This window comes from Klebsiella sp. NPDC088457, assembly GCF_044900465.1.
Taxonomy (GTDB): domain Bacteria; phylum Pseudomonadota; class Gammaproteobacteria; order Enterobacterales; family Enterobacteriaceae; genus Klebsiella.
Window position 1 is genome coordinate 43,059 of the sequence record NZ_JBJDNH010000034.1, and the last position, 21,771, is coordinate 64,829.

The following is a 21,771-nucleotide window of genomic DNA, read 5'->3' on the forward strand; positions in this document are numbered from 1 at the left end:
TGAAATCACATAACACGCTCGAATAACGCGCGAATATGCTCGAAATCAAACAACACACACTGTTTGTATGGCTAAATGGCGCAAAACGAACATAGAGGGACTTGAAGATGGCCGATAGCGGTGAATGTGATGTCATCATCATTGGCGGCGGCGCAACCGGCGCAGGGATCGCGCGCGACTGTGCGCTTCGCGGGCTGCGCGTAACGTTAGTGGAACGCCACGATATCGCCACCGGGGCGACCGGGCGCAATCATGGGCTGTTGCACAGCGGCGCGCGCTATGCCGTAACCGATGGCGAATCGGCCCGGGAATGCATCAGTGAAAACCGCATCCTGCGCCGCATCGCCCGCCACTGTATTGAACCCACTAACGGACTGTTTATCACCCTTCCCGAGGACGACCTGGCCTGGCAGCAGACCTTTATCAGCGCCTGTCAGCAGGCCGGTATCGAGACCCGCCAGCTGTCGCCAGCGGAAGCGCTGCGCATTGAGCCGACCGTTAATCCGGCTCTGCTCGGCGCCGTTCAGGTTCCCGATGGCACCATCGACCCGTTTCGTCTCACCGCCGCCAACATGCTCGACGCCCGCGAGCATGGCGCCACCATTCTCACCGGCTGCGAAATTACCGCGCTGATCCGCCACGCGGATCGCGTTTGCGGCGTACAGTTTTACGATCATCAACGACGCGAAACGCGCGCGCTGCGCGCCAGCATGGTGGTTAATGCCGCCGGGATCTGGGGCCAGCGGATCGCGGAATATGCCGATCTGCGCGTTGCGATGTTTCCGGCCAAAGGCTCGCTGCTGATCCTCGACCATCGTATTAATCGCCAGGTGATCAACCGCTGCCGTAAACCCGCCGACGCCGATATTCTGGTGCCCGGGGATACCATTTCGCTGATTGGCACCACCTCTGAGCATATTCCCTACGCCGAGATAGACGACAATCGGGTCACCGCCGCCGAAGTCGACATCCTGCTGCGGGAAGGTGAAAAGCTGGCGCCGGTACTTGGCCGCACCCGCGTACTCCGCGCCTATTCCGGCGTGCGTCCGCTGGTGGCCAGCGATAATGACCCCAGCGGACGCAGCGTCAGCCGCGGCATTGTCCTGCTCGATCACGCCGAGCGCGACGGAATGGAGGGTTTTCTCACCATCACCGGCGGCAAGCTGATGACCTACCGTCTGATGGCGGAGTGGGCGACGGATGCCGTCTGTCGCAAACTGGGCAACGGCGCCCCCTGTACCACCGCCGATATCCCGCTACCGGGCTCACAGGAAGCCAGCGAAACCACGGTGAAAAAAATCATCTCCCTGTCCGCCCCGCTGCGCGGTTCCGCCATCTATCGCCACGGCGACCGGACTCCCGCCTGGCTGGGGGATACCCGCCAGCATCGCAGCCTGATCTGCGAATGCGAAATGGTCACCGCCGGGGAAGTGCAGTACGCGGTCGAAAACTTAGCGGTCAACAGCCTGCTCGATTTGCGCCGCCGCACGCGGATCGGAATGGGTACCTGCCAGGGGGAGCTGTGCGCCTGCCGCGCGGCCGGGCTGCTACAACGCTTCAATATCACCACGCCGGCGCAGTCGCTGACCCAGCTTTCCGCCTTTCTCAACGAACGCTGGAGGGGTGTACAGCCCGTCGCCTGGGGCGATGCGTTACGCGAAAGCGAATTCACCCGCTGGGTCTACCTCGGGCTGTGCGGACTGCAGAAGGAGCATCAGGATGAAATTTGATTGCGTTATTATCGGCGGCGGGCTGGCCGGCCTGCTTTGCGGCCTGAGTCTCAACCAGCACGGCCTGCGCTGCGCGATCGTTAGCCGGGGCCAGAGCGCGCTGCACTTCTCCTCCGCATCGCTGGACCTGCTCTGCGCCCTTCCCGATGGCGAAGTCGTCACCGACGTGGCCCACGGGATCGCCCGTCTGGCAGAGCAGCTTCCCGCTCATCCCTACGCAACGCTGGGCGCCGACCTGGTGATGGCCTACGCCGCGCAAACCGAAGCGCTGCTGGCGGCCAGCGGGATCCGGATGCACGGCGCTGCGCACCAGCCGCATTGGCGCGTCACGCCGTTAGGCACTCTGCGCCCGACATGGCTTTCCCCGCAGGAAGTGCCGGTGGCCCCGTTAACCACCGGCCGGGTGGGCGTGATCGGGATCAGCGGTTTCGCCGACTTCCAGCCGCATCTGGCCGCCGCCTCGCTCCATCAGCAAGGCGTCAACGCCACGGCAGAGGAGATCGACCTGCCGCTGCTGGACATCCTGCGGGATAACCCGAGTGAATTTCGCGCCGCGAATATTGCCCGAATGCTCGACGAAGAGCGCCACTGGCCCTCCCTTCTCGCCGCATTACGCCCGCTGGCGCTGGCGTACGATTTACTGATCATGCCCGCCTGTTTCGGCCTCAATGACGGTGCGCTATACGCGTGGTTACAGGCGCAGCTGCCCTGTACGCTGCGCCTGGTGCCGACGCTACCGCCTTCGGTGCCGGGCATGCGTCTGCACCACCAGCTCCAGCGCCGTTTTATCCGCGGCGGGGGAACCTGGCTGGCGGGCGACGAGGTGACGCAAATCGGTCATCAGGATGGCGCGGTCACCGCCATCTGGACCCGTCAGCACGGGGATGTTGCGCTGCGCCCGCGCTTCGCGGTCCTGGCCAGCGGCAGTTTTTTCAGCAATGGCCTGATTGCCGACAAAGAGCGGGTGCGGGAACCGATTCTCGGCCTCGATCTCCAGCAGACCTCCCCGCGGGAGAGCTGGTATCAACGCGACTTCTTCGCCTCGCAGCCCTGGCAGAGCTTTGGTCTGAAAACCGATGCGCGGCTGCGTCCACTGCTACACGGCCAGCCGCTGGGCAATCTGTTTGCCATCGGTTCGCTGTTGGGCGGTTTTGATGCCATTCAGCTGGGGTGCGGCGGCGGCGTTTGCGCGGTGACGGCGCTGCACGTCGCAAAACAGATCAATGACCTTGCCGGAGGCGCGCGATGAACGATACCCGCTTTGAGAGCTGTATTAAATGTACCGTCTGTACGACCGCCTGTCCGGTCAGCCGGGTCAATCCCCGCTACCCCGGCCCGAAACAGGCGGGGCCGGATGGCGAACGTCTGCGGCTGAAAGACGGGGCGCTGTACGACGAAGCCTTAAAATATTGTATTAACTGCAAGCGCTGCGAAGTGGCCTGCCCCTCCGACGTCAAAATCGGCGACATTATTCAGCGGGCACGGGCGCAGTACAGTCAGCAAAAGCCGACGCTGCGCGATGCCATCCTCAGCCATACCGACCTGATGGGTACCCTTTCTACGCCGTTTGCTCCGCTGGTCAACGCCGCGACGGGACTCAAACCGGTGCGCCGGCTGCTGGATGCGACGCTAAAGATTGACCATCGCCGCAGCCTGCCGAAATATGGCTTCGGCACTTTTCCCCGGGCGTACCGTCAGCAGGCGGACCGCCAGGCGCAGTTCAGCGAACAGGTGGCGTTCTTTCACGGCTGTTACGTCAACTACAACCATCCGCAGCTCGGTCACGATCTGATCCGCGTCCTTAACGCTATGGGTACCGGCGTGCAGCTGTTAAGCAAAGAAAAATGCTGCGGCGTGCCGCTCATCGCCAACGGCTTTTTTGCCAAAGCCCGCAGGCAGGCGCTCAGCAACGTCGCCGCCATGCGGGAGAAGCCGCTGCCGATCGTGGCCACCTCATCGACCTGTACCTTTACCCTGCGGGATGAATACCCGCACCTGCTGGACGTCGACAACGGCGATATTCGCGATCGGGTCGAACTGGCGACGCGCTGGATCTGGCGCCAGCTGGATGCCGGGCGCCCCCTGCCGCTACGGTCGCTGCCGCTTAAGGTGGTCTATCACACGCCGTGTCATATGGAGAAAATGGGCTGGTCGCTGTATACCCTCGAACTGCTGCGGCAGATCCCGGGCTTACAGCTGGAGGTGCTGGATTCACAGTGCTGCGGCATTGCCGGCACCTACGGTTTTAAATCGGAGAATTATCCCTCTTCGCAGGCGATTGGCGCCCCGCTGTTTCGCCAGATTGAGGAGAGCGGGGCCGACCTTGTGGTCACCGATTGTGAAACCTGCAAGTGGCAAATCGAGATGTCCACCAGCAAACGCTGTGAACACCCGATCACCTTACTGGCGCAGGCGCTGGATGCGCCTGCCTGAGGAAAGATCAGTCGATGAACAAGGTATCCACGACGTTAATCCACCCGTGTTCACCGGCTACCGGCTGGCCGTTCAGCCAGCGGCGCAGCATGTTGAGGGCCATCATCGCGCAGACTTCCTGGCGAACCGCTACGCTATGGCGGGTCACGCTGAATTTAACCCGTAGCGCATGGGTCCCCTGCGGCGTCGACAGCACAAAGTTCAGGAAATCGGCCTCCTGGCCGCTGACCGCCAGCGCCAGGCCGGCGAAATGGTTGACCCGCCGTTCCGCCGTCCAGCGGGCCGACTGGGCCAGCGACTCTTCCTGGGAGGGCACCACTTCGCTTGCCAGCAGCGGCGCGTTAGCCCGCGAAAGCTGGAGCGCCAGCAGACCACCGGTAAACTGTTCGCTTAGCGTCAGGCTCAGCTGACGCTCCTGTAAACGACGGGCGATCTGCGCCGGCAGCCCTTCGGTGCCCTCAAAGATCAGGCTCTCCCCCGCCACCTTTTTCACTTCTGGCCACAGCGCCAGCATCGCTTCCCGCTGTGAATCCGGGCCGGTGAGCTTCAGCTCAATAATTGGCATCGAAGACCGGTAGCCCATCACCACGCCGGGAGGTAACGCTAACGGCTCGAGGCTTTGCGCCAGCTCGCTTTCCGAACGGCCAAAGGTGGTCAGACGCAGGCACAACGGCGGCGCAGACAGCGGGAAGCGCTGGCGGAGACGCGGTAAAATCTCCTGCTCCACCATCACTTTAAATTCCGACGGTACGCCGGGGGTGAAAAACATCAGGCAACGATTGAGCTGCACGGCAAAACCGCAGGCCGTGCCAACCGGATTGTTGATCATCTCCGCGCTGGCGGGGATTTCCGCCTGCTTGCGGTTGCTTGCTGCCATCGGCCGCCCGCGTTCAGCGAAGAAGCGGGTCATCGTCTCCAGCCATCCGGCGTGCAGAACCAGCCCTTCCCCCTTGGCGGTCGCCGCGGCCAGCGCGCTCAGATCGTCGCTGGTCGGCCCCAGGCCGCCGTTAACGATCAGCACATCCGCCTGCTCGCTACGCTCGCGTAAAACCGCCACCAGGGCGTCAAGATCGTCGCCGACGGTATTGCGGCGCGTTAACGGTAACCCCTGATTGAAAAAGAAATCTGCCAGCCACGCGGCGTTGGTATCAACAATTTGTCCGTGCAGTACTTCATCGCCGGTGGACAGCATTTCCACATTTAACATTTTTCACTCCTTGCCTGCCAGGTGGGAATACTATACACGTCATCCGCGCGGCTGCCTCGTTGTTGGCGAGCTTAATGCATCCGGAATGATGTGGTACGGACGGCGCGGGCAGGATACGGCGCGGACAGGCCGCGCCATGGTAGGATCAGAAGCTGGCGCTGACGCCGACGTACGGGCCGTCTGCGATCGTATTGTCTTTGTTGCCGTCTTTTCCTTCGAGGGTCAGATAGCGATAGCCCGCTTGAATGCTCAGAGGACGCATGATTGTCCAGCTCGCGCCGGCATTGGCTTCCTGATAGCTCTGGATACCGCTGGAGAGCGAGTCCGGAGAATAATAGTATTCGCCGAACAGGCGGAAACTGTCGCCAATTTTCCACTGCAGGCCGCCGCCGACTGCCGCCGCGTAACCTTCATCGCCGCTCTTCGGGTTGGTATAAACCCCCTTCCCGCCGACCGTAGCCAGGAACGGACCCAGCGGGACATTCAGGCCGAGGCCTAAGCCTGCCGCATCACCGTCATTATCGCTGTGCATCCAGTTGCCGGTGACCGCCAGCCCGGTTGATTCGGTACCAAAACCGACGCCAAGGTTGGTGTAGTGCTCGCCCACCTGCCCGGTCACGCCGATCGCGTTGGCCGCCGTCGAGACCAGCATCATGCCCGCCAGGCCTAAAAACATGCTCTTTTTCATTTTTACTCTATCCAGAAAACAAGAATCAAAAAAGTCCCAAAAACCGCAGAATTGTACTGCCGAATGCTGAGGAATCAATGCACTAAAACGACCTTTATTCGCGTGATTGTAAACAGTTGCTACGAATGTTCTGACACAGAGGGTGGCAATGATGCTTGCAGTTTAACGAGGCGGCTCGCAAACTGGTTCTCCTGAACATTTTGTCGATCGTCAACTCAAGGAGATAACCATGCGTCAAAGGACTATTGTCTGCCCGCTGATTCAAAACGAAGGCCACTACCTGCTGTGCAAAATGGCCGACGATCGCGGCGTATTCCCCGGACAGTGGGCGCTTTCCGGCGGCGGCGTGGAGCCTGGCGAGCGCATTGAGGCGGCGCTGCGTCGGGAGGTTCGCGAGGAGCTGGGGGAAGCCCTGCAGCTAACGAGCATCACCCCGTGGACCTTCAGAGACGATATTCGGGTCAAAACCTATGCCGACGGCCGCCGGGAAGAGATTTATATGATCTACCTGATTTTCGACTGCATCAGCGCCAATCGCGACGTCACCATTAATGAAGAGTTTCAGGAGTATGCCTGGGTTAGCCCCGAGGATTTATCGCGTTATGACCTGAATGTCGCCACCCGTCAGACCTTAACCCTGAAGGGCCTGCTGTGACTGCGTCGGCTAATCCGCCGCGCGCAACGTGGCATTGACCCATTCACTTAACGCCCGGCGGGAGATTTTAATTCCGCCGGTTTTCAACCTTTCAGGTAGCGTCAACCAGCGAACCGGCTGCTGAAAGCGCGCCAGCTTATCCTCCGCCCAGGCCGCTAAACTGGCGATGTCGCACTGCGCATCGCACTCCACCACCGCCACCGGGCGTTGACCAAACTCGCGATCGGCCAGCGGGACGATAAACACCTGCTGCACCTGCGGATGGTTCACAATCACCCGCTCCACCTCTTCAGGCTGAATACCTTCGCCGCCGCTGAAAAAGAGATTATCCATCCGCCCGAGGATCGTCAGTTTACCGTCGCGCAGCTCACCGCGATCGCGGGTGGCAAACCAGCCCTGCTCGTTCACCAGCGGCTGAACGCCGCCGTCACGCCAGTAGCCCGCCGCCATGCTGTCGGCACGCAGCCAGACTTCGCCCGCGACAACTTTCAGCGCTCGCCCCGGCAGCGGCCGCCCGACATCCGGCGCGCCGTCGGCCGCTTTTCCGCACACCGTCGAGGCGAACTCCGTCAGGCCGTAGCCGCACCAGCAGCGGATCCCGCGTTCGCGGGCCTGTTCGGTAAGCGCTACGGGAATCGCCGCGCCGCCCAGCAGCACCGCTTGCAACGAGATCTCCGCCGCGCTGTTGAGCAACCGCCACAGCTGCGTCGGCACCAGCGAAGCATGGCTGCAGCCCCGTAACGCCTGCTCCAGCGGCTGTTTTTCCCGTACCGTCAGGCGCGCTCCGGCCAGCAGCCAGCGCCAGACGATGCCCTGCCCGGAGACATGAAACAGCGGCAGCGACAGCAGCCAGTCATCCTCAGGCGCCAACGGCATCATCGCCAGAACCCCCTGCGCGCTGGCCAGATGCGCACGACAGCTGTGGACGGCGGCTTTCGGCAGGCCGGTGGAACCAGAGGTCAGCGTCATCGACGCCAGACGCTCTGCGCACCAGGCTGCCGCATGTTCACCCGTAGCGCGATGTAGCGTCAGCGGCTGATAATCCCGCGCCAGCGGCTCGCCGTTCAGTTCCAGGGCGTAGCGGAGATCGAGGGTGGGTAACAGCGCCGTCAGCAGGGAAGACGGCAGCTGTGGATTCAGCGGCAAGACCCGCGCGCCGCACTGAAGCAGCGCCAGCCATGCCAGCAGGGTTGACGGCTGATTGTAGGCCCGCAGCAGCACCCCCTCCCCCGCGCTCACCCCCTGAGCGCAGAACCCGGCGGCCAGCGCATCCACTCTGGCACACAGCTGTCGCCAGTTCAGAACGTCGTCGTTCAGGCGCAGCGCAGGGGCAGCGCCACGCTGCTGGCGCCAGTGGCGCCACGGCCAGTCGCTGAATATCACAACAGCGGCTCCAGGGTATCGCTCTTCAGGCAGGGCAACGTGCTGTCCGGCCATGGGCGAATCAGCTGCGCACGCATCAGCGCCAGGGTATCGAGGCCGGGGATAGTCTGCGGCGTCAGCCATGCGGCAATCCGCGCCAGCTGTGTCAGACCCAGGCTCGATTCAATCGACGAGCTGATCACCGCCGTCAGCCCCAGCGCGTGGGCCGCCGCGACCTGTTCCTGCACTTTTTGCAGGCTACCGGTCAGGGTCGGCTTAATCACTAGCGCTTTCAGCCCCGGCTCGGCCTGAAAGCGAAAATCCGCTTCACGCAGACTCTCATCCCAGGCAATCGCGATACCGGTCTCTCTGGCGAAGGCCCGGGAATCGTCGCGGCTTTTGCACGGCTCCTCAAGGAAGGCGATGCGCTCGCGGTATTGCGGATTGACGTATTTCGCAAACTGCTGCGCTTTGAGCGGCGTCCAGGCGCGGTTGGCATCAAGGCGCAGCGACAGCTCAGGTATGGCTTCCAGCAGCAGGTTCACCACCATCCCGTCGCGCACCGCCTCATACAGACCGACCTTAACCTTTGCCACCTTCTCGCCGGGCATCGCCGCCAGCCTGGCAAACAGTTCATCCGGGTCGCCGGTACACAGCGGCGCCGCGCGATAATCCGCGCTCTGCGGCAGCTCATCGCGCAGTTCCGCCAGCGCGCAGCTAACGCCGAAGGCCGCCGAAGGTGGAACCGGATAAGGCGGCTGTTCGCCTTGCCGCCAGGCCGTAGCCCACGCCAGCAGCGCGGACTGCGCCTGTTCCAGCGTCTCCGGGCTGAATCCCGGCAGAGGAGAAACTTCCCCCCATCCCTGGCGCTCGCCCTCCTGCAGGTGGATGAACAGCCCGTCGCGAGTTTTTAGCCGCCGTTCACGCAGGACCACACCCGCGTCCATCGGGACCTGCCAGCGGTATACCTGCGCCTGACGCATTATGGATTCCGTTTAAATTTGCTGAAGTCCGGCTGACGTTTCTGGTTAAAGGCGTTACGTCCTTCCTGACCCTCTTCGGTCATGTAGAATAGCATGGTGGCATTGCCCGCCAGCTCCTGCAGCCCCGCCTGACCATCGCAGTCGGCGTTTAGCGCCGCCTTCAGGCAACGCAGCGCCATCGGGCTGTTTTGCAGCATTTCACGACACCAGCGCACGGTCTCTTTTTCCAGATCCGCCAGCGGGACGACGGTGTTGACCAGCCCCATATCCAGCGCCTGCTGCGCATCGTACTGACGGCACAGGAACCAGATTTCACGCGCTTTTTTCTGCCCGACGATGCGTGCCATATAGGATGCGCCCCAGCCGCCGTCGAACGAACCCACTTTCGGGCCGGTCTGGCCGAAAATGGCATTCTCTGCGGCAATCGTCAGATCGCACATCATATGCAGCACGTGGCCGCCGCCGATAGAGAAGCCCGCCACCATCGCCACGACCGGTTTCGGACAGGTACGGATTTGACGCTGGAAGTCGAGCACGTTGAGATGATGAACGCCGGAATCATCCTGATAACCGCCGTAATCGCCGCGCACTTTCTGGTCGCCGCCGGCGCAGAAGGCCTTATCGCCTTCGCCGGTCAGGATGATGACGCCGATATTGTCATCATAGCGGGCGTCAGACAGCGCCTGGATCATCTCTTTCACCGTCAGCGGGCGGAAGGCGTTGCGCACCTGCGGACGGTTAATGGTGATTTTAGCAATCCCATCCGTCGATTTCTGGTAACGAATATCGGTATAGCCTTCGGAGCAATCCTGCCATTCCACAGGGGCGTAGAGTATTGCTTCATCAAGAGAAATCATAGAATGTCCTTTGGTTAACTCGCTAAAAACTGTGCCAGACACGACACCACCGCCGTGGGATTTTCCCGATGCGCGTTATGCCCGGCATGCTGAATAAGATGTCGCGTCGCGGCAAGATCGCGTGCAATCGCGCGAAATTTGTCATCATGTTCGCCGCAAAGATAATGAAAAGGGTAGCGGCAAGCGCGCAATGACGCGCGGAGATCGGGCTGCGAGGCCAATGACGTCGCCTCCAGCATCGCAGCCAGATTGGCGCCGTCATTGCGGCTGCGCAACGCAATGAGCGTCTCCCGCTGCTGCGGGCTGAGGGAGGCGAAAACCGGCTGTTGATACCAGTCGGCAAAGACCGCGGAGAGCGGCTCGCGGCGAAAACGCGCCGCCCACCCGGCATCGGCGCGACGGCGCAGCAAACGCTGGTCGTCATCCTGCAATCCAGGATGAGCGCCCTCCACCACCAGGCCGCGCAGCCCCTGGCGCGGCTCGCTGGCAAAAACCATCGCAACCCGTCCACCGAGGGAGTAGCCAATCAACCAATAGTCGCGTATGCGATAGTCCGCGAGGGTTTCCTGCAACCGCAGGCAGACATCGGCGAATCCGCTGACCTCAACATCGCGCGAAGCGCCATGACCCGGCAGGTCGATATAGAGGCGCGGATACGCCGCGAACGCGTCGCCGACCGCTTGCCATTCCCGACGATCGCCGGAAAAGCCGTGCAAAAAGACCAGCCAGGGATAGCCCGGCCGCCCCTTTTCACTCGCGGCATGCAGCGTCATAGCCGGCTGACCTGAGCCAGCAGCTGCTGCAGGGTATGCGTCCCCTCGGTTTCGTTAACCACCAGCTCGATCAGCGTCGCCCCCGGCAGGCGCCAGGCACCGGCTAACGCCGCCTCCAGCTCATCCCAGTTCGTCGGGCGATGATAAGCAAGATCAAACATCGCCGCGGCGTGGCGGAAATGGACATCCTGCGGCATCAGATAAAACTGCCGCCGCTGTTCCTGCGGCGTCGGCAGCAGAGAGAAGATCTGTCCGCCGTTGTTGTTCACGACGATCAGCACCAGCGGCGCGGAGGCCTGACGCAGCAGCGCCAGGGAGTTCAGATCGTAGAGCGCGGAAAGATCGCCGACGATCGCCAGCAGCGGGCGCGCATTAGCCCGCTGGACGCCCGCGGCGGTCGCCAGCAGGCCATCAATACCGCTGGCGCCGCGGTTGCTGTAGACCGGGTAACCCGCCGGAAGCTGCGACAGGGCATCGATTAAGCGCACCACCAGGCTGTTGCCGACAAACAGCTGTCCTTGTTCCGGCAGATAGCGACTGATCCGCTGGGCCAGCTGGGCTTCGCCGAAGGTTTCGCTACAAGCGACCGCCGCCTGCCAGGCCTGTTTCGCCAGGACCGGGATCGCCGTCGCCCAGGGCTGGCGGTTTTCCGCCGGGTGCAGGTCCAGCCAGCGATCCACCGGGCAAACCAGACGGCGGCCGCGGTGATGCGCCGGATCCAGGCGCCCGGGTAAATGATCCACTATCCAGTATTCATCCGCTTCGCAGGTTGCCTGCCACTGCAGCACGCGCTTGCCGGTCAGGCTGCTGCCCAGCTGGACCACGATTTGCGCCTGTTGCAGTTCGCTGACCGCCTTGCCGTTGGCCAGCCACAGATCGGCACACGGCAGCGGCTGTCCGGTTTGGGAAAGGACATCGCCAATCAGCGGCCAGCCGAGGGTTTTCGCCCACTCCGCTGCCTTTTTACCTTCGGCGGCGCTCATGCGCCCGGCCACCACCACCCCGCGCTTCTGCCGCCAGAAAAACCAGTCGCGCTGTTTTTCACTTTCCAGATGCAGCGACTGGCTCAGCCAGGGCTTATCGCTGTGCCACCACTCGCCAAGCTGCTGCTGCCAGGCCACGCCGGTATCATCCACCTCGCCGTACAGAGGCTCGGCAAACGGACAGTTAATATGGACGCCGCCGGAATGCAGCGCCCCCAGCGCCTGGTCAATCGCCGATACCAGCCAGCGCGCGGGTACCTCCTGCGACGGGCGCGGCAACGCGAGGGTCTGCGACGGATGGGAGGCGAACATCCCCGGCTGGCGAATCGCCTGGTTAGCCCCGCAGTCAATCAGCTCAGGGGGACGATCGGCGGTCAGCAGGATCAGCTTTTCCCCGGTGAGCCCCGCCTCAATCAAGGCCGGATAGAGATTGGCCGTCGCCGTACCGGAGGTGACAATCACCGCCACCGGCTGCCTGCTGGCTTTCGCCAGCCCCAGCGCCAGATGACCAAGACCGCGTTCGTCAAAATGAGTATGGGGAATCAATGCGCGGTTTTCCGCCGCTGCCAGCGTTAAGGGTGTCGAGCGCGAGCCCGGCGCAATGCAGATATGCTGCACGCCGTGGCGGGTTAATGCTTCGAGGATCACCGCCGCCCAGCGTCGGTTAAATGCGCTTACTGACATGAAATTGTCCGGTATCAAATATTGAGGCTAAGTATAGGTAATACATAGTGATGGAGTTTTGATATGCATCATCTACGTTTTTGTCAGTAACAACGAGCGTAGCCCGGCCGCTTTATTCTCAATCTCCTGCCACTCCTGTTCAGGATCGGAACCGCTGACAATACCGGCACCGGCATACAGCCTGAGCGTCTCGTTGTCGATTTTCGCCGAACGCAGAGCCACGCAGAACTCGCTTTGCGCCAGCGACAGATAGCCGGCGGAACCGGCGTACCATTCCCGGGTGAAGGGTTCATGACGGGTAATAAAATCCAGCGCCGCCCGGCGCGGTAACCCGGCAACGGCCGCGGTGGGCTGCAGCTGATGCAGGCAGCGCGCATCATCCGGCTGATACAGCTCGCCCCGGATGCATCGGCGCAGGTGCTGCACCTTGCGCAGCCGCACCACCTGCGGCGGCAGCACGTCCAGCGCACGGACGTCATCCCGCAGCCGCTGGCAGATATCCTCCACCACCAACCGATTTTCACGCTGGTTCTTATCGTCTTTCATCAGCCAGTCGGCCAGGCGCTGCGCCTGCCGATCGTCGCTATGGCTGGCCACGGTTCCCGCCAGCGCTTCAGTACGCAGCAAGGTTCCATCCCGCCGCCACAGCCGTTCCGGCGTGGAGCCTAAAAAGGCCTGCTGCGGGTTAAAGGCCATCATAAAATGAAAACAGCGGCGGTTGCTGCGACGGCTGGCGGCCACGATCGCCCGCGGATCGAGTGGTCCGGCAAACCGCACATCCGTCGCCCGCGCCAGCACCACTTTATCCAACTCCCCGGCGGCAATCGCCCGGGTCGCCTGCACAACCAGCCCGCGCCACTGCGGATAGGGTGGAAAATGCCGCTCGCCGACCATCGCCGGCAGCGCCGCCGGCTGCGACTGTTCAGGCGTTAAGGTACGGAGAAATTCGCGGGCCGCGGCGGCATCTTCACGCAGCGACGTCTCGCTGCACAGCACCAGGCGCAGGCTTGCCCGATCGCCGACGCGGCGCCATTCCAGCCTCGGCAGGAGTAAGCTCCCCTGCTGCGGATCAAACGCATTAAGGCCGCAAATGCGCAAATCCTCGCGCCCGTGATGTTGCAAAAAGCGATGGGCTTCCGTCAGCGAAGCGAACGTCCTGGCCGCGCCGAGCGCGGCAAGCTCTTCATCCCCCTGCCGCTGCCGCCAGTAAAACTGCGGCCAATGCGCCTGATGACCGCACCACAGCAGAGGATCAAAGGCGTCATCGGGAGGGAAAGGAATAGCGAAAATTCGCGTGCCGCAAGACGGCGGAAAATCCTCAGCCAGACAGCCATGTAAGCGTTCGAGCGCAGTGGAAACAGACAGCACGCAAACCTCCACGCATTAAAAACCACACATTATACGGGGTACTACCCGGAAATAGCAGTACCCATGATGAGGGAGAGGGCTTTAAGCGGGGAGGCGAAGTCGCTTAATTCACCGCCGCTTCGCGGGCCATACCAATATGGGCAATGCCATCTTCATCATAAATATCCGTCACCGGCTGAAAACCGAAGCGGCCATAGAATCCCTGCAGGTGCGCCTGAGCGCCGAGGTAGATAGCCTTATCCGGCCAATGCCGCTGACAGCTGGCCAGCGCATGCTCCATCAATTGATACCCCAGCTTTTCACCGCGCACCGCCGGGCTGACGATGACCCGACCAATCACCACCGGTTCAATATCTTCAGCGCTTTTCAAAATGCGCGCATAGGCCACCAGCTCATCCCCGCGCCAGCCGAGAAGATGGCGGTTTTCACCGACCAGATCATCGCCGTCGATATCCAGGTAGGGGCAGGTTTGCTCGACAACAAACACTTCGCAACGCAGTTTCAGGAAAGCGTATAGCTGCGTAACGGTCAGCTCACCGTGATGAAGATCCTGCCATGTAATCATTAACTGCTCCTGTATACTCTGTTTTTTCACCCGCGCCCTGAGGACACTGGACGATGGAATTAACATTTTTGGGGACATCCGCAGGCGTGCCTACCCGTACGCGTAATATGACGTCTATCGTGCTGAATTTGCAACAGCCGACGGCGGCGGAGATGTGGCTGTTCGACTGTGGGGAAGGCACCCAGCATCAGTTTCTGCATACCCCATATCACCCCGGTAAACTGAATAAAATTTTTATCACCCACCTGCACGGCGACCATCTGTTCGGTCTCCCCGGCCTGCTGTGCAGCCGCTCCATGCAGGGAAACTCGCTGCCGCTGACGCTGTATGGGCCAGCGGGACTGAAAGAGTTCGTCGAGACCGCGCTGCGCCTCAGCGGTTCATGGACCGATTACCCGCTGTCTATCGTCGAAATCGGCCCAGGACTGGTGTTCGATGAACAGGGATATCGGGTCAGCGCCTGGCCGCTGGCGCATCCGGTGGAATGCTACGGCTATCGCATTGAGCAGCACGATAAACCCGGCACCCTCGATGCGGCCCGGCTGATTGCCGACGGCGTGCCGCCGGGGCCGCTGTTTCAACGCCTGAAACAGGGAGAAACCATCACCCTGGAAGATGGCCGGACGATCGACGGGAAGCGCTATCTTGGCCCGGCGACGCCCGGCAAAAAACTGGCGATTTTTGGCGATACCGCCCCTTGCGAGACGGCGTTTGAACTGGCGCGCGACGTTGACGTCATGATTCATGAGACGACGCTGGAGCAGGCGATGGCGGAAAAAGCCAATAGCCGCGGCCATTCGTCGAGCCAGCAGGCAGCGGCGCTGGCCCGCGATGCCGGCGTCAGTATGTTTATCGCTACCCATTTTAGTTCGCGCTATGACGCTGAAGGCTGCCGGCGCCTGCTGGCGGAGTGTCGGGAGGTTTTTCCCCGGACGCTGCTGGCCGAAGACTTTATGGTGTACAGCCTGAGCTAGCCGGGCTGGAAGAGATACAGCAGAGAAACGAGGCAAAAAAATGCCTGCCCGTCGCGCGACGAGCAGGCATGGCGCCAGGACCGGCGGTGTGAACCCCGGCCCAGGTGATTACATCAGCGGCGTTGCCAGTTGCACAATGCTAATCAGCGGCTGCGGCCACACGCCGAGCACCAGAACCAGCAGAGCAGAAATCAGCACCACGATACCGCCCGCGCTGTACTGCCAGTTCGACGGCGCATCGCGGTTCAGTTTATCCGGCGCGCTCAGGTACAGACTCACCGCCACGCGCAGGTAGTAGTACAGACCGATCGCCGAACCGATCACCACGGCGGCAACCAGCCACCACAGGTGCGCGTGGACACCGACCGCCAGGACGTAGAACTTACCGATAAAGCCCAGCGTCATCGGGATACCCGCCAGCGACAGCATCATCACCGTCATTACCGCCGACAGAATCGGACGGTGCCAGAACAGGCCGCGATAGGAGTACAGCGAGTCGGCATCCGGGCCACGGTACGGGCTGGACATCAGGCTCACCACGCCGAACGCGCCGAGGCTGCTGAACAGGTAACCGGCCAGATAGACGCCGACCGCTTCCATCGACATTTCACCGCTCTGCAGGGCGATCAGCGCCACCAGCAGATAGCCAAGATGCGAGATGGAGGAGTAACCGAGCAGACGCTTGATGTTGGTCTGGCTCAGCGCCATCAGGTTACCGAAGATAATGGAGGCAAAGGCAATCAGGCCCAGCACCACGCGTACCGCTTCGCTGTTGCCCACCGGCATATACAGGAACAGACGCATCACCACGCCGAAGATGGCAATCTTGCTGGCGGTCGCCAGGAAGGTTGATACCGGCGCAGGCGCGCCCTGGTAAACATCCGGCGTCCACAGGTGGAACGGCACCAGCGACAGCTTAAAGCCAAGGCCGACAATCATCAGGCCCAGACCCGCCAGTAGCAGCGGCTCGTGCAGGGCGTTATCCGCCAGGCTTTTACCCAGCGCCAGGAAGGACAGGTTGCCAGAGTTGGCATACACCAGCGCCATACCGAACAGCAGGAAAGAAGAGGCTGCGGCAGACAGAATGGTGTATTTGATACTCGCTTCCAGCGAACGCTTCTGGCGGAAGGCATAACCGATAAGGCCGAACAGCGGCAGCGAAATTAATTCGATACCGAGGAACAGCGCAGCCAGATGGTTGGCGCCTGCCAGCAGAATGCCACCCAGCGCGGCGATGAGCACCAGCAGGTAGAACTCTTCTTTGTTGTCCTTGTAACCTTCAAGCCATGGGTACGCGAAGGTACAGGTGGCCAGACTCGCCAGCAGCACCAGCCCGGTATAGAGCATCGCGTAACCGTCAACGCGAATCAGCGGCGTGACGTCCATCGCGCCGTTTTGCCCCACGAACCAGAGCGAGATCAACGCGGCGTTAAGTCCAAGAACCGACAGCGTGGCATTAAGGAAATGATTGCGTCGCCACGCAATGGAGAGCATCACAACCACCACCGTCAAGCCGACGATCAGCAGCGGTAGCAGTGCGATCAGTTGTTGTGGAGTTATTGTCATGGCGAATTACGGCCTTGTAGTAGAAACAGAATTAACAAACCACTGCTGAATGTTGCTCATCGCAGCATGTGAGGTGTCCAGAATCGGCTGCGGGAAGAAGCCCAATAGCACCAGCAGCACCACCAACAGCAGAATAATCGACAGCTCGCGCAGAGACATGCCCGGCAGCTCTTGCGCCGCGATTTCGCTCTTCGCTTTGCCGAAGTACGCGCGATGCAGCATCGCCAGCGAGTAGACGGAAGCAAAGACCAGACCGAAGGTGGAAATCACGGTAATCAGCGGCACCACTTTATAGCTGCCGAACAGAATCATGAATTCGCCAACAAAGTTACCGGTACCCGGCATCCCCAGCGTCGCCACGGCAAAGAACATCGACAGCGCCGGCAGCCATTTAATTTTGCTCCACAGACCGCCCATCTGACGCATATCGCGGGTGTGCAGGCGTTCATACAGCTGGCCGCACAGGATGAACAGGCCGGCTGCGGACAGACCGTGCGCAATCATCTGAATCACCGCGCCCTGGTACGCCAGCTGGCTGCCGGTATAGATAGCAATCAGCACGAAGCCCATGTGGGACACGGAGGTGTAAGCAATCAGGCGTTTGATGTCGTACTGGCAGAAAGCCATCCACGCGCCGTAGAAGATACCGATAACGCCCAGCCACATGGCGACAGGAGCAAACTCGGCGGAGGCATTCGGGAACAGCGGCAGAGCAAAACGCAGCAGACCGTAGGCCGCCGTTTTCAGCAGGATCCCGGCGAGGTCAACGGAACCGGCGGTCGGCGCCTGAGAGTGGGCATCCGGCAGCCAGCCGTGCAGCGGAACCACCGGCATTTTCACCGCGAAGGCGATGAAGAAGCCGAGCATCAGCATGTATTCGACGCCGTGGGACATCGGGGTCTTCAGCAGATCTTCATAGTTGAAGGTCCACACGCCGGTGGCGTTAAAGTGCACGAAGGCCAGCGCCAGAATGGCGATCAGCATCACCAGACCGCTCGCCTGGGTATAGATGAAGAACTTGGTTGCCGCCGTGATACGCGTTTTACCGTCGGAAGCCTTATGGCCCCACAGCGCGATCAGGAAGTACATCGGCACCAGCATCATCTCCCAGAAGAAGAAGAACAGGAACATGTCGATGGCAAGGAACACGCCGATAACGCCGCCCAGGATCCACATCAGGTTGAGGTGGAAGAAGCCCTGGTATTTTTCGATTTCGCGCCACGAACACAGCACTGCCAGCACGCCGAGCAGACCGGTCAGCACCACCATCAGCAGCGACAGACCGTCGATAGCCAGATGAATGCTAATACCGAAGCGTGGGATCCACGGCATCACGAACTCTGACTGCCACTGCGGAATACCCGCAGATTGCGTCAGCGAATAACCGCCCTGCAGCCACAGCTGCAGAGAGAGCACCAGCGTCAGTCCCATGGTAATCAGCGCAATCCAGCGCGGCACCTTCACGCCAAAGCGTTCAGTCTGCCAGCACAGAAACCCGCCGATAAAGGGGATTAGTATTAACCAGGGTAATAGCATAGCTAAGTATGTCCCTTATATTCTCACTTCCGAACAGGCTATCGCACTCGCCGATGACGCCCGGACTTCAGAAGCAGTTACCTAAAATTCATTCTTGGTTCACAAACCCGGCAGCGGACCGCCGCCGGGGATATTCACTCAACCCACAAACTCAGCGCAGTACCATCAGCAACGCCAGTACGACAACCGCTCCGACGCTCATTGATGCCACGTACCAGCGTAAATAACCGTTCTCGCTTAGCAGCAGGCCTTTACCTGCAAAGCGGGAAAGGATCGCCGGAATGTTCATCATGGCGTTCAGCGGATCGCTCTTCAGCAGCCAGGCGATGCCGAGGAATGGTTTCACGAACACTTTGTCGTATAACCAGTCGAAGCCCCAGGCATGGAACCACCATGTGCCCAAGAAGCGGCCAGGCGCGCTGTTGGCGATAGAGGTCACCAGCGTGCGTTTGCCCAGCCACAGCCATGCGGCGATCAGGATGCCGGCGATAGCCACGATCCCGGAGGTGATTTCCAGCGTCATCACGCGACCGTGCTCAAGCTCGGTCGTCTGCGGCAGCACGCCCTGCAGCGGCGGAACGATCAGTGCGCCAACGAAGGTCGACAGAATCAGCAGAACAATCAGCGGCAGATGGTGGGTAATCCCCTTCCCTGCATGCGCGTGGATCTGTTCTTTGCCGTGGAACACGATGAAGATCATGCGGAAGGTATACAGCGAGGTCATGAACGCCCCGACCAGGCCGGCTACCATCAGGTTGATATGACCGTTGGCCATCGCCCCGGCCAGAATTTCATCCTTACTGAAGAAGCCTGCGGTAATCAGCGGCAGGGCGGACAGCGCCGCGCCCCCCACCAGGAAGCAGACGTACACCAGCGGAATCGACTTACGCAGGCCGCCCATCTTGAAGATGTTCTGCTCGTGATGACAGGCCAGGATAACCGAACCGGAGGAGAGGAACAGCAGCGCTTTAAAGAACGCGTGGGTCATCAGATGGAAAATCGCCGCATCCCACGCCTGCACGCCCAGCGCCAGGAACATATAGCCAATCTGGCTCATGGTCGAGTAGGCGAGCACGCGTTTGATGTCGGTCTGCACCAGCGCGGCGAAACCGGCGAGCACCAGCGTCACCGCCCCCACAATACCGACCAGATGGAGAATTTCCGGGGTCATCAGGAACAGGCCGTGGGTACGGGCGATCAGGTAGACGCCCGCGGTCACCATGGTTGCGGCGTGGATCAGCGCGGAGACCGGCGTTGGACCCGCCATCGCATCCGCAAGCCAGGTCTGCAACGGCAGCTGCGCGGATTTACCGACCGCACCACCCAGCAGCATCAGCGTCGCCCAGGTCAACATGTTGTTGCCGGCTTCGAAGTGCTGCGGCGCCAGTTCGACCATTTCACGGAAGTTCAGCGTCCCCAGTTCGTTGTAGAGAATGAACAGCGCAAAGGCGAGGAACACGTCGCCGATGCGGGTCACCACAAACGCTTTCATTGCGGCGGCGCCGTTTTTCGGATCGGTATAGTAGAAACCGATCAGCAGATAGGAGCACAGGCCCACGCCTTCCCAGCCGAGGTACATCAACAGCAGGTTATCGGCCAGCACCAGCACCACCATGCTCGCAATGAACAGGTTGGTGTAGGCGAAGAAGCGGGAGTAGCCCTCTTCCCCACGCATATACCAGGAGGCGAACATGTGGATCAGGAAGCCAACGCCGGTAACCACGGAGAGCATGGTCAGCGAAAGACCATCCAGAACCAGGTTAAAACCGATGTTGAAATCACCCACCGACATCCAGGTCCACAGCGGGACGCTGACCGCCTGTTTGCCGTTCGCAAAAAAGTCGACGCCGACAAACGCGGTCACCAGCGCCGCCAGGCCGACTGACCCCATCCCCACGGTGGCGGAGAGGTTTTCCGACCAGCGGCCACGGGAGAATGCCAGCAGGACAAAGCCAATCAATGGCAGAAGAATGGTTAAGGCAAGCATGTTCATCCACGCAACTCACTTACTGAATCGATGTTCAGGTTCTGGCGGCGACGATGGAGCTGCAGCAACAGCGCCAGGCCGATACTCGCTTCCGCAGCCGCGAGGCTGATGGCGAGGATATACATTATCTGACCGTCGGTCTGGCCCCAGTAGCTGCCGGCAACCACGAAAGCCAGCGCCGCGGCGTTGATCATGATCTCCAGGCTAATCAGCATAAACAGCAGATTGCGACGGATCACCAGACCCGTCAAACCGAGAACAAACAGGATCGCGGCGAGGATCAGTCCATGTGTTAAGGGGATCATGCGTGTTCCTCCGTTTTTCTTTTGTCGCTATCGCCCTGGCGGTTGCTCAGCACCTCACCGACGCGCTCTTCGCGGCCGATGTGGAAGGCGACAACCAGACCGGCCAGCAGCAGCATGGAGGCCAGCTCCACCGCCAGTACGTACGGGCCAAACAGCGCAATACCCACTTCTTTCGCGCTTATCGCCGCGCCATCGATGCCCTGATCGTTAAGACCGAGGATGGCGTAAACGATAACCACCAGCAGTACCGCGGACAGAATCGCCGGGCCAATCCAGATCCCCGGCTGCAGCCATTTGCGTTCCTGTTCGATTTCGCTGCCGCCCAGGTTGAGCATCATCACCACAAACACGAACAGCACCATGATGGCCCCGGCGTAAACGATGATTTCCAGCGCCCCGGCGAAGTAGGCGCCCAGCGAAAAGAACACCCCGGCAATCGCTAACAGCGAAATGATCAGGTACAGCAAGGCATGTACCGGATTGGTGTGGGTGATCACCCGCAGGGTCGCGAGGATGGCGATAAGGCCACAGATATAAAAAGCGAATTCCATTGCCCTCTCCTTACGGTAACAGGCTCTTGACGTCGATAGGCTTAGCTTCGTTCTCTGCTTCGCCCTTATCTTTGCCGTCGATTGCCATACCCGCCATCCGGTAGAAGTTATATTCCGGGTATTTGCCCGGACCGGAAATCAGCAGATCCTCTTTTTCGTACACCAGGTCCTGACGTTTGTATTCGCCCAGTTCGAAGTCCGGGGTCAACTGAATCGCCGTGGTCGGGCACGCTTCTTCACACAGACCGCAGAAAATGCAGCGCGAGAAGTTGATACGGAAAAACTCCGGGTACCAGCGGCCGTCTTTGGTCTCTGCTTTTTGCAAAGAGATACAGCCTACCGGACACGCTACCGCACACAGGTTACAGGCAACGCAGCGCTCTTCACCGTCCGGGTCGCGCGTCAGCACGATACGGCCACGATAGCGCGGCGGCAGATATACCGGCTCTTCCGGGTACATCTGAGTTTCACGTTTGGCGAAGGCGTGCATCCCGATCATCCAGATACTGCGGACCTGGGTGCCGAACCCCACCAATAATTCTTTTAAGGTCATGGTCAATTCAC

20 protein-coding genes are annotated in these 21,771 nt (G+C 60.9%); 5 read left to right on the forward strand and 15 right to left on the reverse strand.

The annotated features are described in order from the left end of the window. Positions 1–107 precede the first annotated feature (107 nt). The 3 genes from glpA to glpC are packed head-to-tail and all read left to right on the forward strand — an operon-like array spanning position 108 to position 4,163. A complete protein-coding gene (glpA, locus tag ACI2JR_RS19985) occupies positions 108–1,730 on the forward strand; it encodes an anaerobic glycerol-3-phosphate dehydrogenase subunit A (RefSeq protein WP_462479296.1) in 1,623 nt (540 codons plus the stop codon). Beyond that, positions 1,720–2,979 carry a glycerol-3-phosphate dehydrogenase subunit GlpB gene (gene glpB / locus ACI2JR_RS19990; protein ID WP_462479297.1) on the forward strand — a complete coding sequence of 420 codons (1,260 nt, stop codon included), beginning with the start codon at positions 1,720–1,722 and terminating at the stop codon, positions 2,977–2,979. Before glpA ends, glpB begins: the two co-directional genes overlap by 11 nt. After that, positions 2,976–4,163, forward strand: coding sequence for an anaerobic glycerol-3-phosphate dehydrogenase subunit GlpC (gene glpC / locus ACI2JR_RS19995; protein WP_462479298.1), 1,188 nt, complete (start codon positions 2,976–2,978; stop codon positions 4,161–4,163). Before glpB ends, glpC begins: the two co-directional genes overlap by 4 nt. Positions 4,164–4,170: 7 nt before the next feature. Here the strand turns inward: glpC and ACI2JR_RS20000 are convergent, their stop codons facing one another. Both ACI2JR_RS20000 and ACI2JR_RS20005 read right to left on the reverse strand, forming a co-directional pair. Continuing rightward, positions 4,171–5,370 (reverse strand): nicotinamide mononucleotide deamidase-related protein YfaY, encoded by a 1,200-nt coding sequence (locus ACI2JR_RS20000; protein WP_132725609.1) that lies wholly within the window; start codon positions 5,368–5,370, stop codon positions 4,171–4,173. Positions 5,371–5,515: 145 nt separating this feature from the next. Continuing rightward, positions 5,516–6,058, reverse strand: coding sequence for a YfaZ family outer membrane protein (locus ACI2JR_RS20005; RefSeq protein WP_132725612.1), 543 nt, complete (start codon positions 6,056–6,058; stop codon positions 5,516–5,518). Positions 6,059–6,287: 229 nt separating this feature from the next. Between ACI2JR_RS20005 and nudI the strand changes: the two genes are divergently transcribed. Further along, entirely contained in the window at positions 6,288–6,713 is a 426-nt protein-coding gene (gene nudI, locus ACI2JR_RS20010; RefSeq protein ID WP_462479301.1) for a nucleoside triphosphatase NudI, read from the forward strand. 9 nt (positions 6,714–6,722) lie between these two features. Here nudI and menE read toward each other — a convergent pair whose 3' ends face one another. The 7 genes from menE to ACI2JR_RS20045 form a co-directional block, all read right to left on the reverse strand. Then, positions 6,723–8,096: an o-succinylbenzoate--CoA ligase gene (gene menE, locus ACI2JR_RS20015; RefSeq protein ID WP_462479302.1), complete on the reverse strand. Its 1,374-nt coding sequence runs from the start codon at positions 8,094–8,096 to the stop codon at positions 6,723–6,725. Continuing rightward, a complete protein-coding gene (gene menC, locus ACI2JR_RS20020) occupies positions 8,093–9,058 on the reverse strand; it encodes an o-succinylbenzoate synthase (RefSeq protein ID WP_462479303.1) in 966 nt (321 codons plus the stop codon). The genes menE and menC overlap by 4 nt, the downstream gene beginning before the upstream one ends. Beyond that, on the reverse strand, positions 9,058–9,915 hold the full coding sequence (gene menB / locus ACI2JR_RS20025; RefSeq protein ID WP_132725623.1) for a 1,4-dihydroxy-2-naphthoyl-CoA synthase: 858 nt from the start codon (positions 9,913–9,915) through the stop codon (positions 9,058–9,060). Before menB ends, menC begins: the two co-directional genes overlap by 1 nt. Positions 9,916–9,929: 14 nt before the next feature. Next, positions 9,930–10,688, reverse strand: a complete 759-nt coding sequence (gene menH / locus ACI2JR_RS20030; RefSeq protein WP_132725626.1) for a 2-succinyl-6-hydroxy-2,4-cyclohexadiene-1-carboxylate synthase — start codon at positions 10,686–10,688, stop codon at positions 9,930–9,932. After that, positions 10,685–12,355, reverse strand: a complete 1,671-nt coding sequence (menD, locus tag ACI2JR_RS20035) for a 2-succinyl-5-enolpyruvyl-6-hydroxy-3-cyclohexene-1-carboxylic-acid synthase (RefSeq protein ID WP_462479304.1) — start codon at positions 12,353–12,355, stop codon at positions 10,685–10,687. Before menD ends, menH begins: the two co-directional genes overlap by 4 nt. Positions 12,356–12,427: 72 nt before the next feature. Further along, entirely contained in the window at positions 12,428–13,723 is a 1,296-nt protein-coding gene (gene menF / locus ACI2JR_RS20040) for an isochorismate synthase MenF (RefSeq protein ID WP_462479305.1), read from the reverse strand. A 103-nt stretch (positions 13,724–13,826) separates the two neighbouring features. Then, positions 13,827–14,288 (reverse strand): GNAT family N-acetyltransferase, encoded by a 462-nt coding sequence (locus tag ACI2JR_RS20045; RefSeq protein ID WP_132725635.1) that lies wholly within the window; start codon positions 14,286–14,288, stop codon positions 13,827–13,829. A gap of 53 nt (positions 14,289–14,341) precedes the next feature. Here ACI2JR_RS20045 and rnz point away from each other — a divergent pair, with 53 nt between their 5' ends. Next, a complete protein-coding gene (gene rnz, locus ACI2JR_RS20050; protein WP_132725638.1) occupies positions 14,342–15,262 on the forward strand; it encodes a ribonuclease Z in 921 nt (306 codons plus the stop codon). 108 nt (positions 15,263–15,370) lie between these two features. Here the strand turns inward: rnz and nuoN are convergent, their stop codons facing one another. The 6 genes from nuoN to nuoI form a co-directional block, all read right to left on the reverse strand. Further along, positions 15,371–16,828 carry an NADH-quinone oxidoreductase subunit NuoN gene (gene nuoN, locus ACI2JR_RS20055; RefSeq protein WP_004865083.1) on the reverse strand — a complete coding sequence of 486 codons (1,458 nt, stop codon included), beginning with the start codon at positions 16,826–16,828 and terminating at the stop codon, positions 15,371–15,373. A 6-nt stretch (positions 16,829–16,834) separates the two neighbouring features. Next, the gene (gene nuoM / locus ACI2JR_RS20060; RefSeq protein ID WP_132725640.1) at positions 16,835–18,364 is read right to left on the reverse strand and encodes an NADH-quinone oxidoreductase subunit M; all 1,530 of its coding nucleotides are present in this window, start codon (positions 18,362–18,364) and stop codon (positions 16,835–16,837) included. A 151-nt stretch (positions 18,365–18,515) separates the two neighbouring features. Continuing rightward, on the reverse strand, positions 18,516–20,357 hold the full coding sequence (gene nuoL / locus ACI2JR_RS20065; protein WP_462479306.1) for an NADH-quinone oxidoreductase subunit L: 1,842 nt from the start codon (positions 20,355–20,357) through the stop codon (positions 18,516–18,518). Next, positions 20,354–20,656 carry an NADH-quinone oxidoreductase subunit NuoK gene (gene nuoK, locus ACI2JR_RS20070; protein ID WP_004865088.1) on the reverse strand — a complete coding sequence of 101 codons (303 nt, stop codon included), beginning with the start codon at positions 20,654–20,656 and terminating at the stop codon, positions 20,354–20,356. Before nuoK ends, nuoL begins: the two co-directional genes overlap by 4 nt. Continuing rightward, positions 20,653–21,207 carry an NADH-quinone oxidoreductase subunit J gene (gene nuoJ / locus ACI2JR_RS20075; RefSeq protein ID WP_132725646.1) on the reverse strand — a complete coding sequence of 185 codons (555 nt, stop codon included), beginning with the start codon at positions 21,205–21,207 and terminating at the stop codon, positions 20,653–20,655. The genes nuoK and nuoJ overlap by 4 nt, the downstream gene beginning before the upstream one ends. Positions 21,208–21,217: 10 nt before the next feature. Beyond that, a complete protein-coding gene (gene nuoI, locus ACI2JR_RS20080; protein ID WP_004865092.1) occupies positions 21,218–21,760 on the reverse strand; it encodes an NADH-quinone oxidoreductase subunit NuoI in 543 nt (180 codons plus the stop codon). Positions 21,761–21,771: the final 11 nt, after the last annotated feature.

Coding starts and splice junctions, on each gene's coding strand:
- ACI2JR_RS20045 (WP_132725635.1), bottom strand. CDS start 14,288: ATGATTACATGGCAGGATCTTCATCACGGTGAGCTGACCGTTACGCAG.
- ACI2JR_RS20000 (WP_132725609.1), bottom strand. CDS start 5,370: ATGTTAAATGTGGAAATGCTGTCCACCGGCGATGAAGTACTGCACGGA.
- glpA (WP_462479296.1), top strand. CDS start 108: ATGGCCGATAGCGGTGAATGTGATGTCATCATCATTGGCGGCGGCGCA.
- glpB (WP_462479297.1), top strand. CDS start 1,720: ATGAAATTTGATTGCGTTATTATCGGCGGCGGGCTGGCCGGCCTGCTT.
- nudI (WP_462479301.1), top strand. CDS start 6,288: ATGCGTCAAAGGACTATTGTCTGCCCGCTGATTCAAAACGAAGGCCAC.
- nuoK (WP_004865088.1), bottom strand. CDS start 20,656: ATGATCCCCTTAACACATGGACTGATCCTCGCCGCGATCCTGTTTGTT.
- nuoN (WP_004865083.1), bottom strand. CDS start 16,828: ATGACAATAACTCCACAACAACTGATCGCACTGCTACCGCTGCTGATC.
- rnz (WP_132725638.1), top strand. CDS start 14,342: ATGGAATTAACATTTTTGGGGACATCCGCAGGCGTGCCTACCCGTACG.
- nuoJ (WP_132725646.1), bottom strand. CDS start 21,207: ATGGAATTCGCTTTTTATATCTGTGGCCTTATCGCCATCCTCGCGACC.
- menB (WP_132725623.1), bottom strand. CDS start 9,915: ATGATTTCTCTTGATGAAGCAATACTCTACGCCCCTGTGGAATGGCAG.
- ACI2JR_RS20005 (WP_132725612.1), bottom strand. CDS start 6,058: ATGAAAAAGAGCATGTTTTTAGGCCTGGCGGGCATGATGCTGGTCTCG.
- menD (WP_462479304.1), bottom strand. CDS start 12,355: ATGTCAGTAAGCGCATTTAACCGACGCTGGGCGGCGGTGATCCTCGAA.
- menC (WP_462479303.1), bottom strand. CDS start 9,058: ATGCGTCAGGCGCAGGTATACCGCTGGCAGGTCCCGATGGACGCGGGT.
- menH (WP_132725626.1), bottom strand. CDS start 10,688: ATGACGCTGCATGCCGCGAGTGAAAAGGGGCGGCCGGGCTATCCCTGG.
- nuoL (WP_462479306.1), bottom strand. CDS start 20,357: ATGAACATGCTTGCCTTAACCATTCTTCTGCCATTGATTGGCTTTGTC.
- nuoI (WP_004865092.1), bottom strand. CDS start 21,760: ATGACCTTAAAAGAATTATTGGTGGGGTTCGGCACCCAGGTCCGCAGT.
- nuoM (WP_132725640.1), bottom strand. CDS start 18,364: ATGCTATTACCCTGGTTAATACTAATCCCCTTTATCGGCGGGTTTCTG.
- glpC (WP_462479298.1), top strand. CDS start 2,976: ATGAACGATACCCGCTTTGAGAGCTGTATTAAATGTACCGTCTGTACG.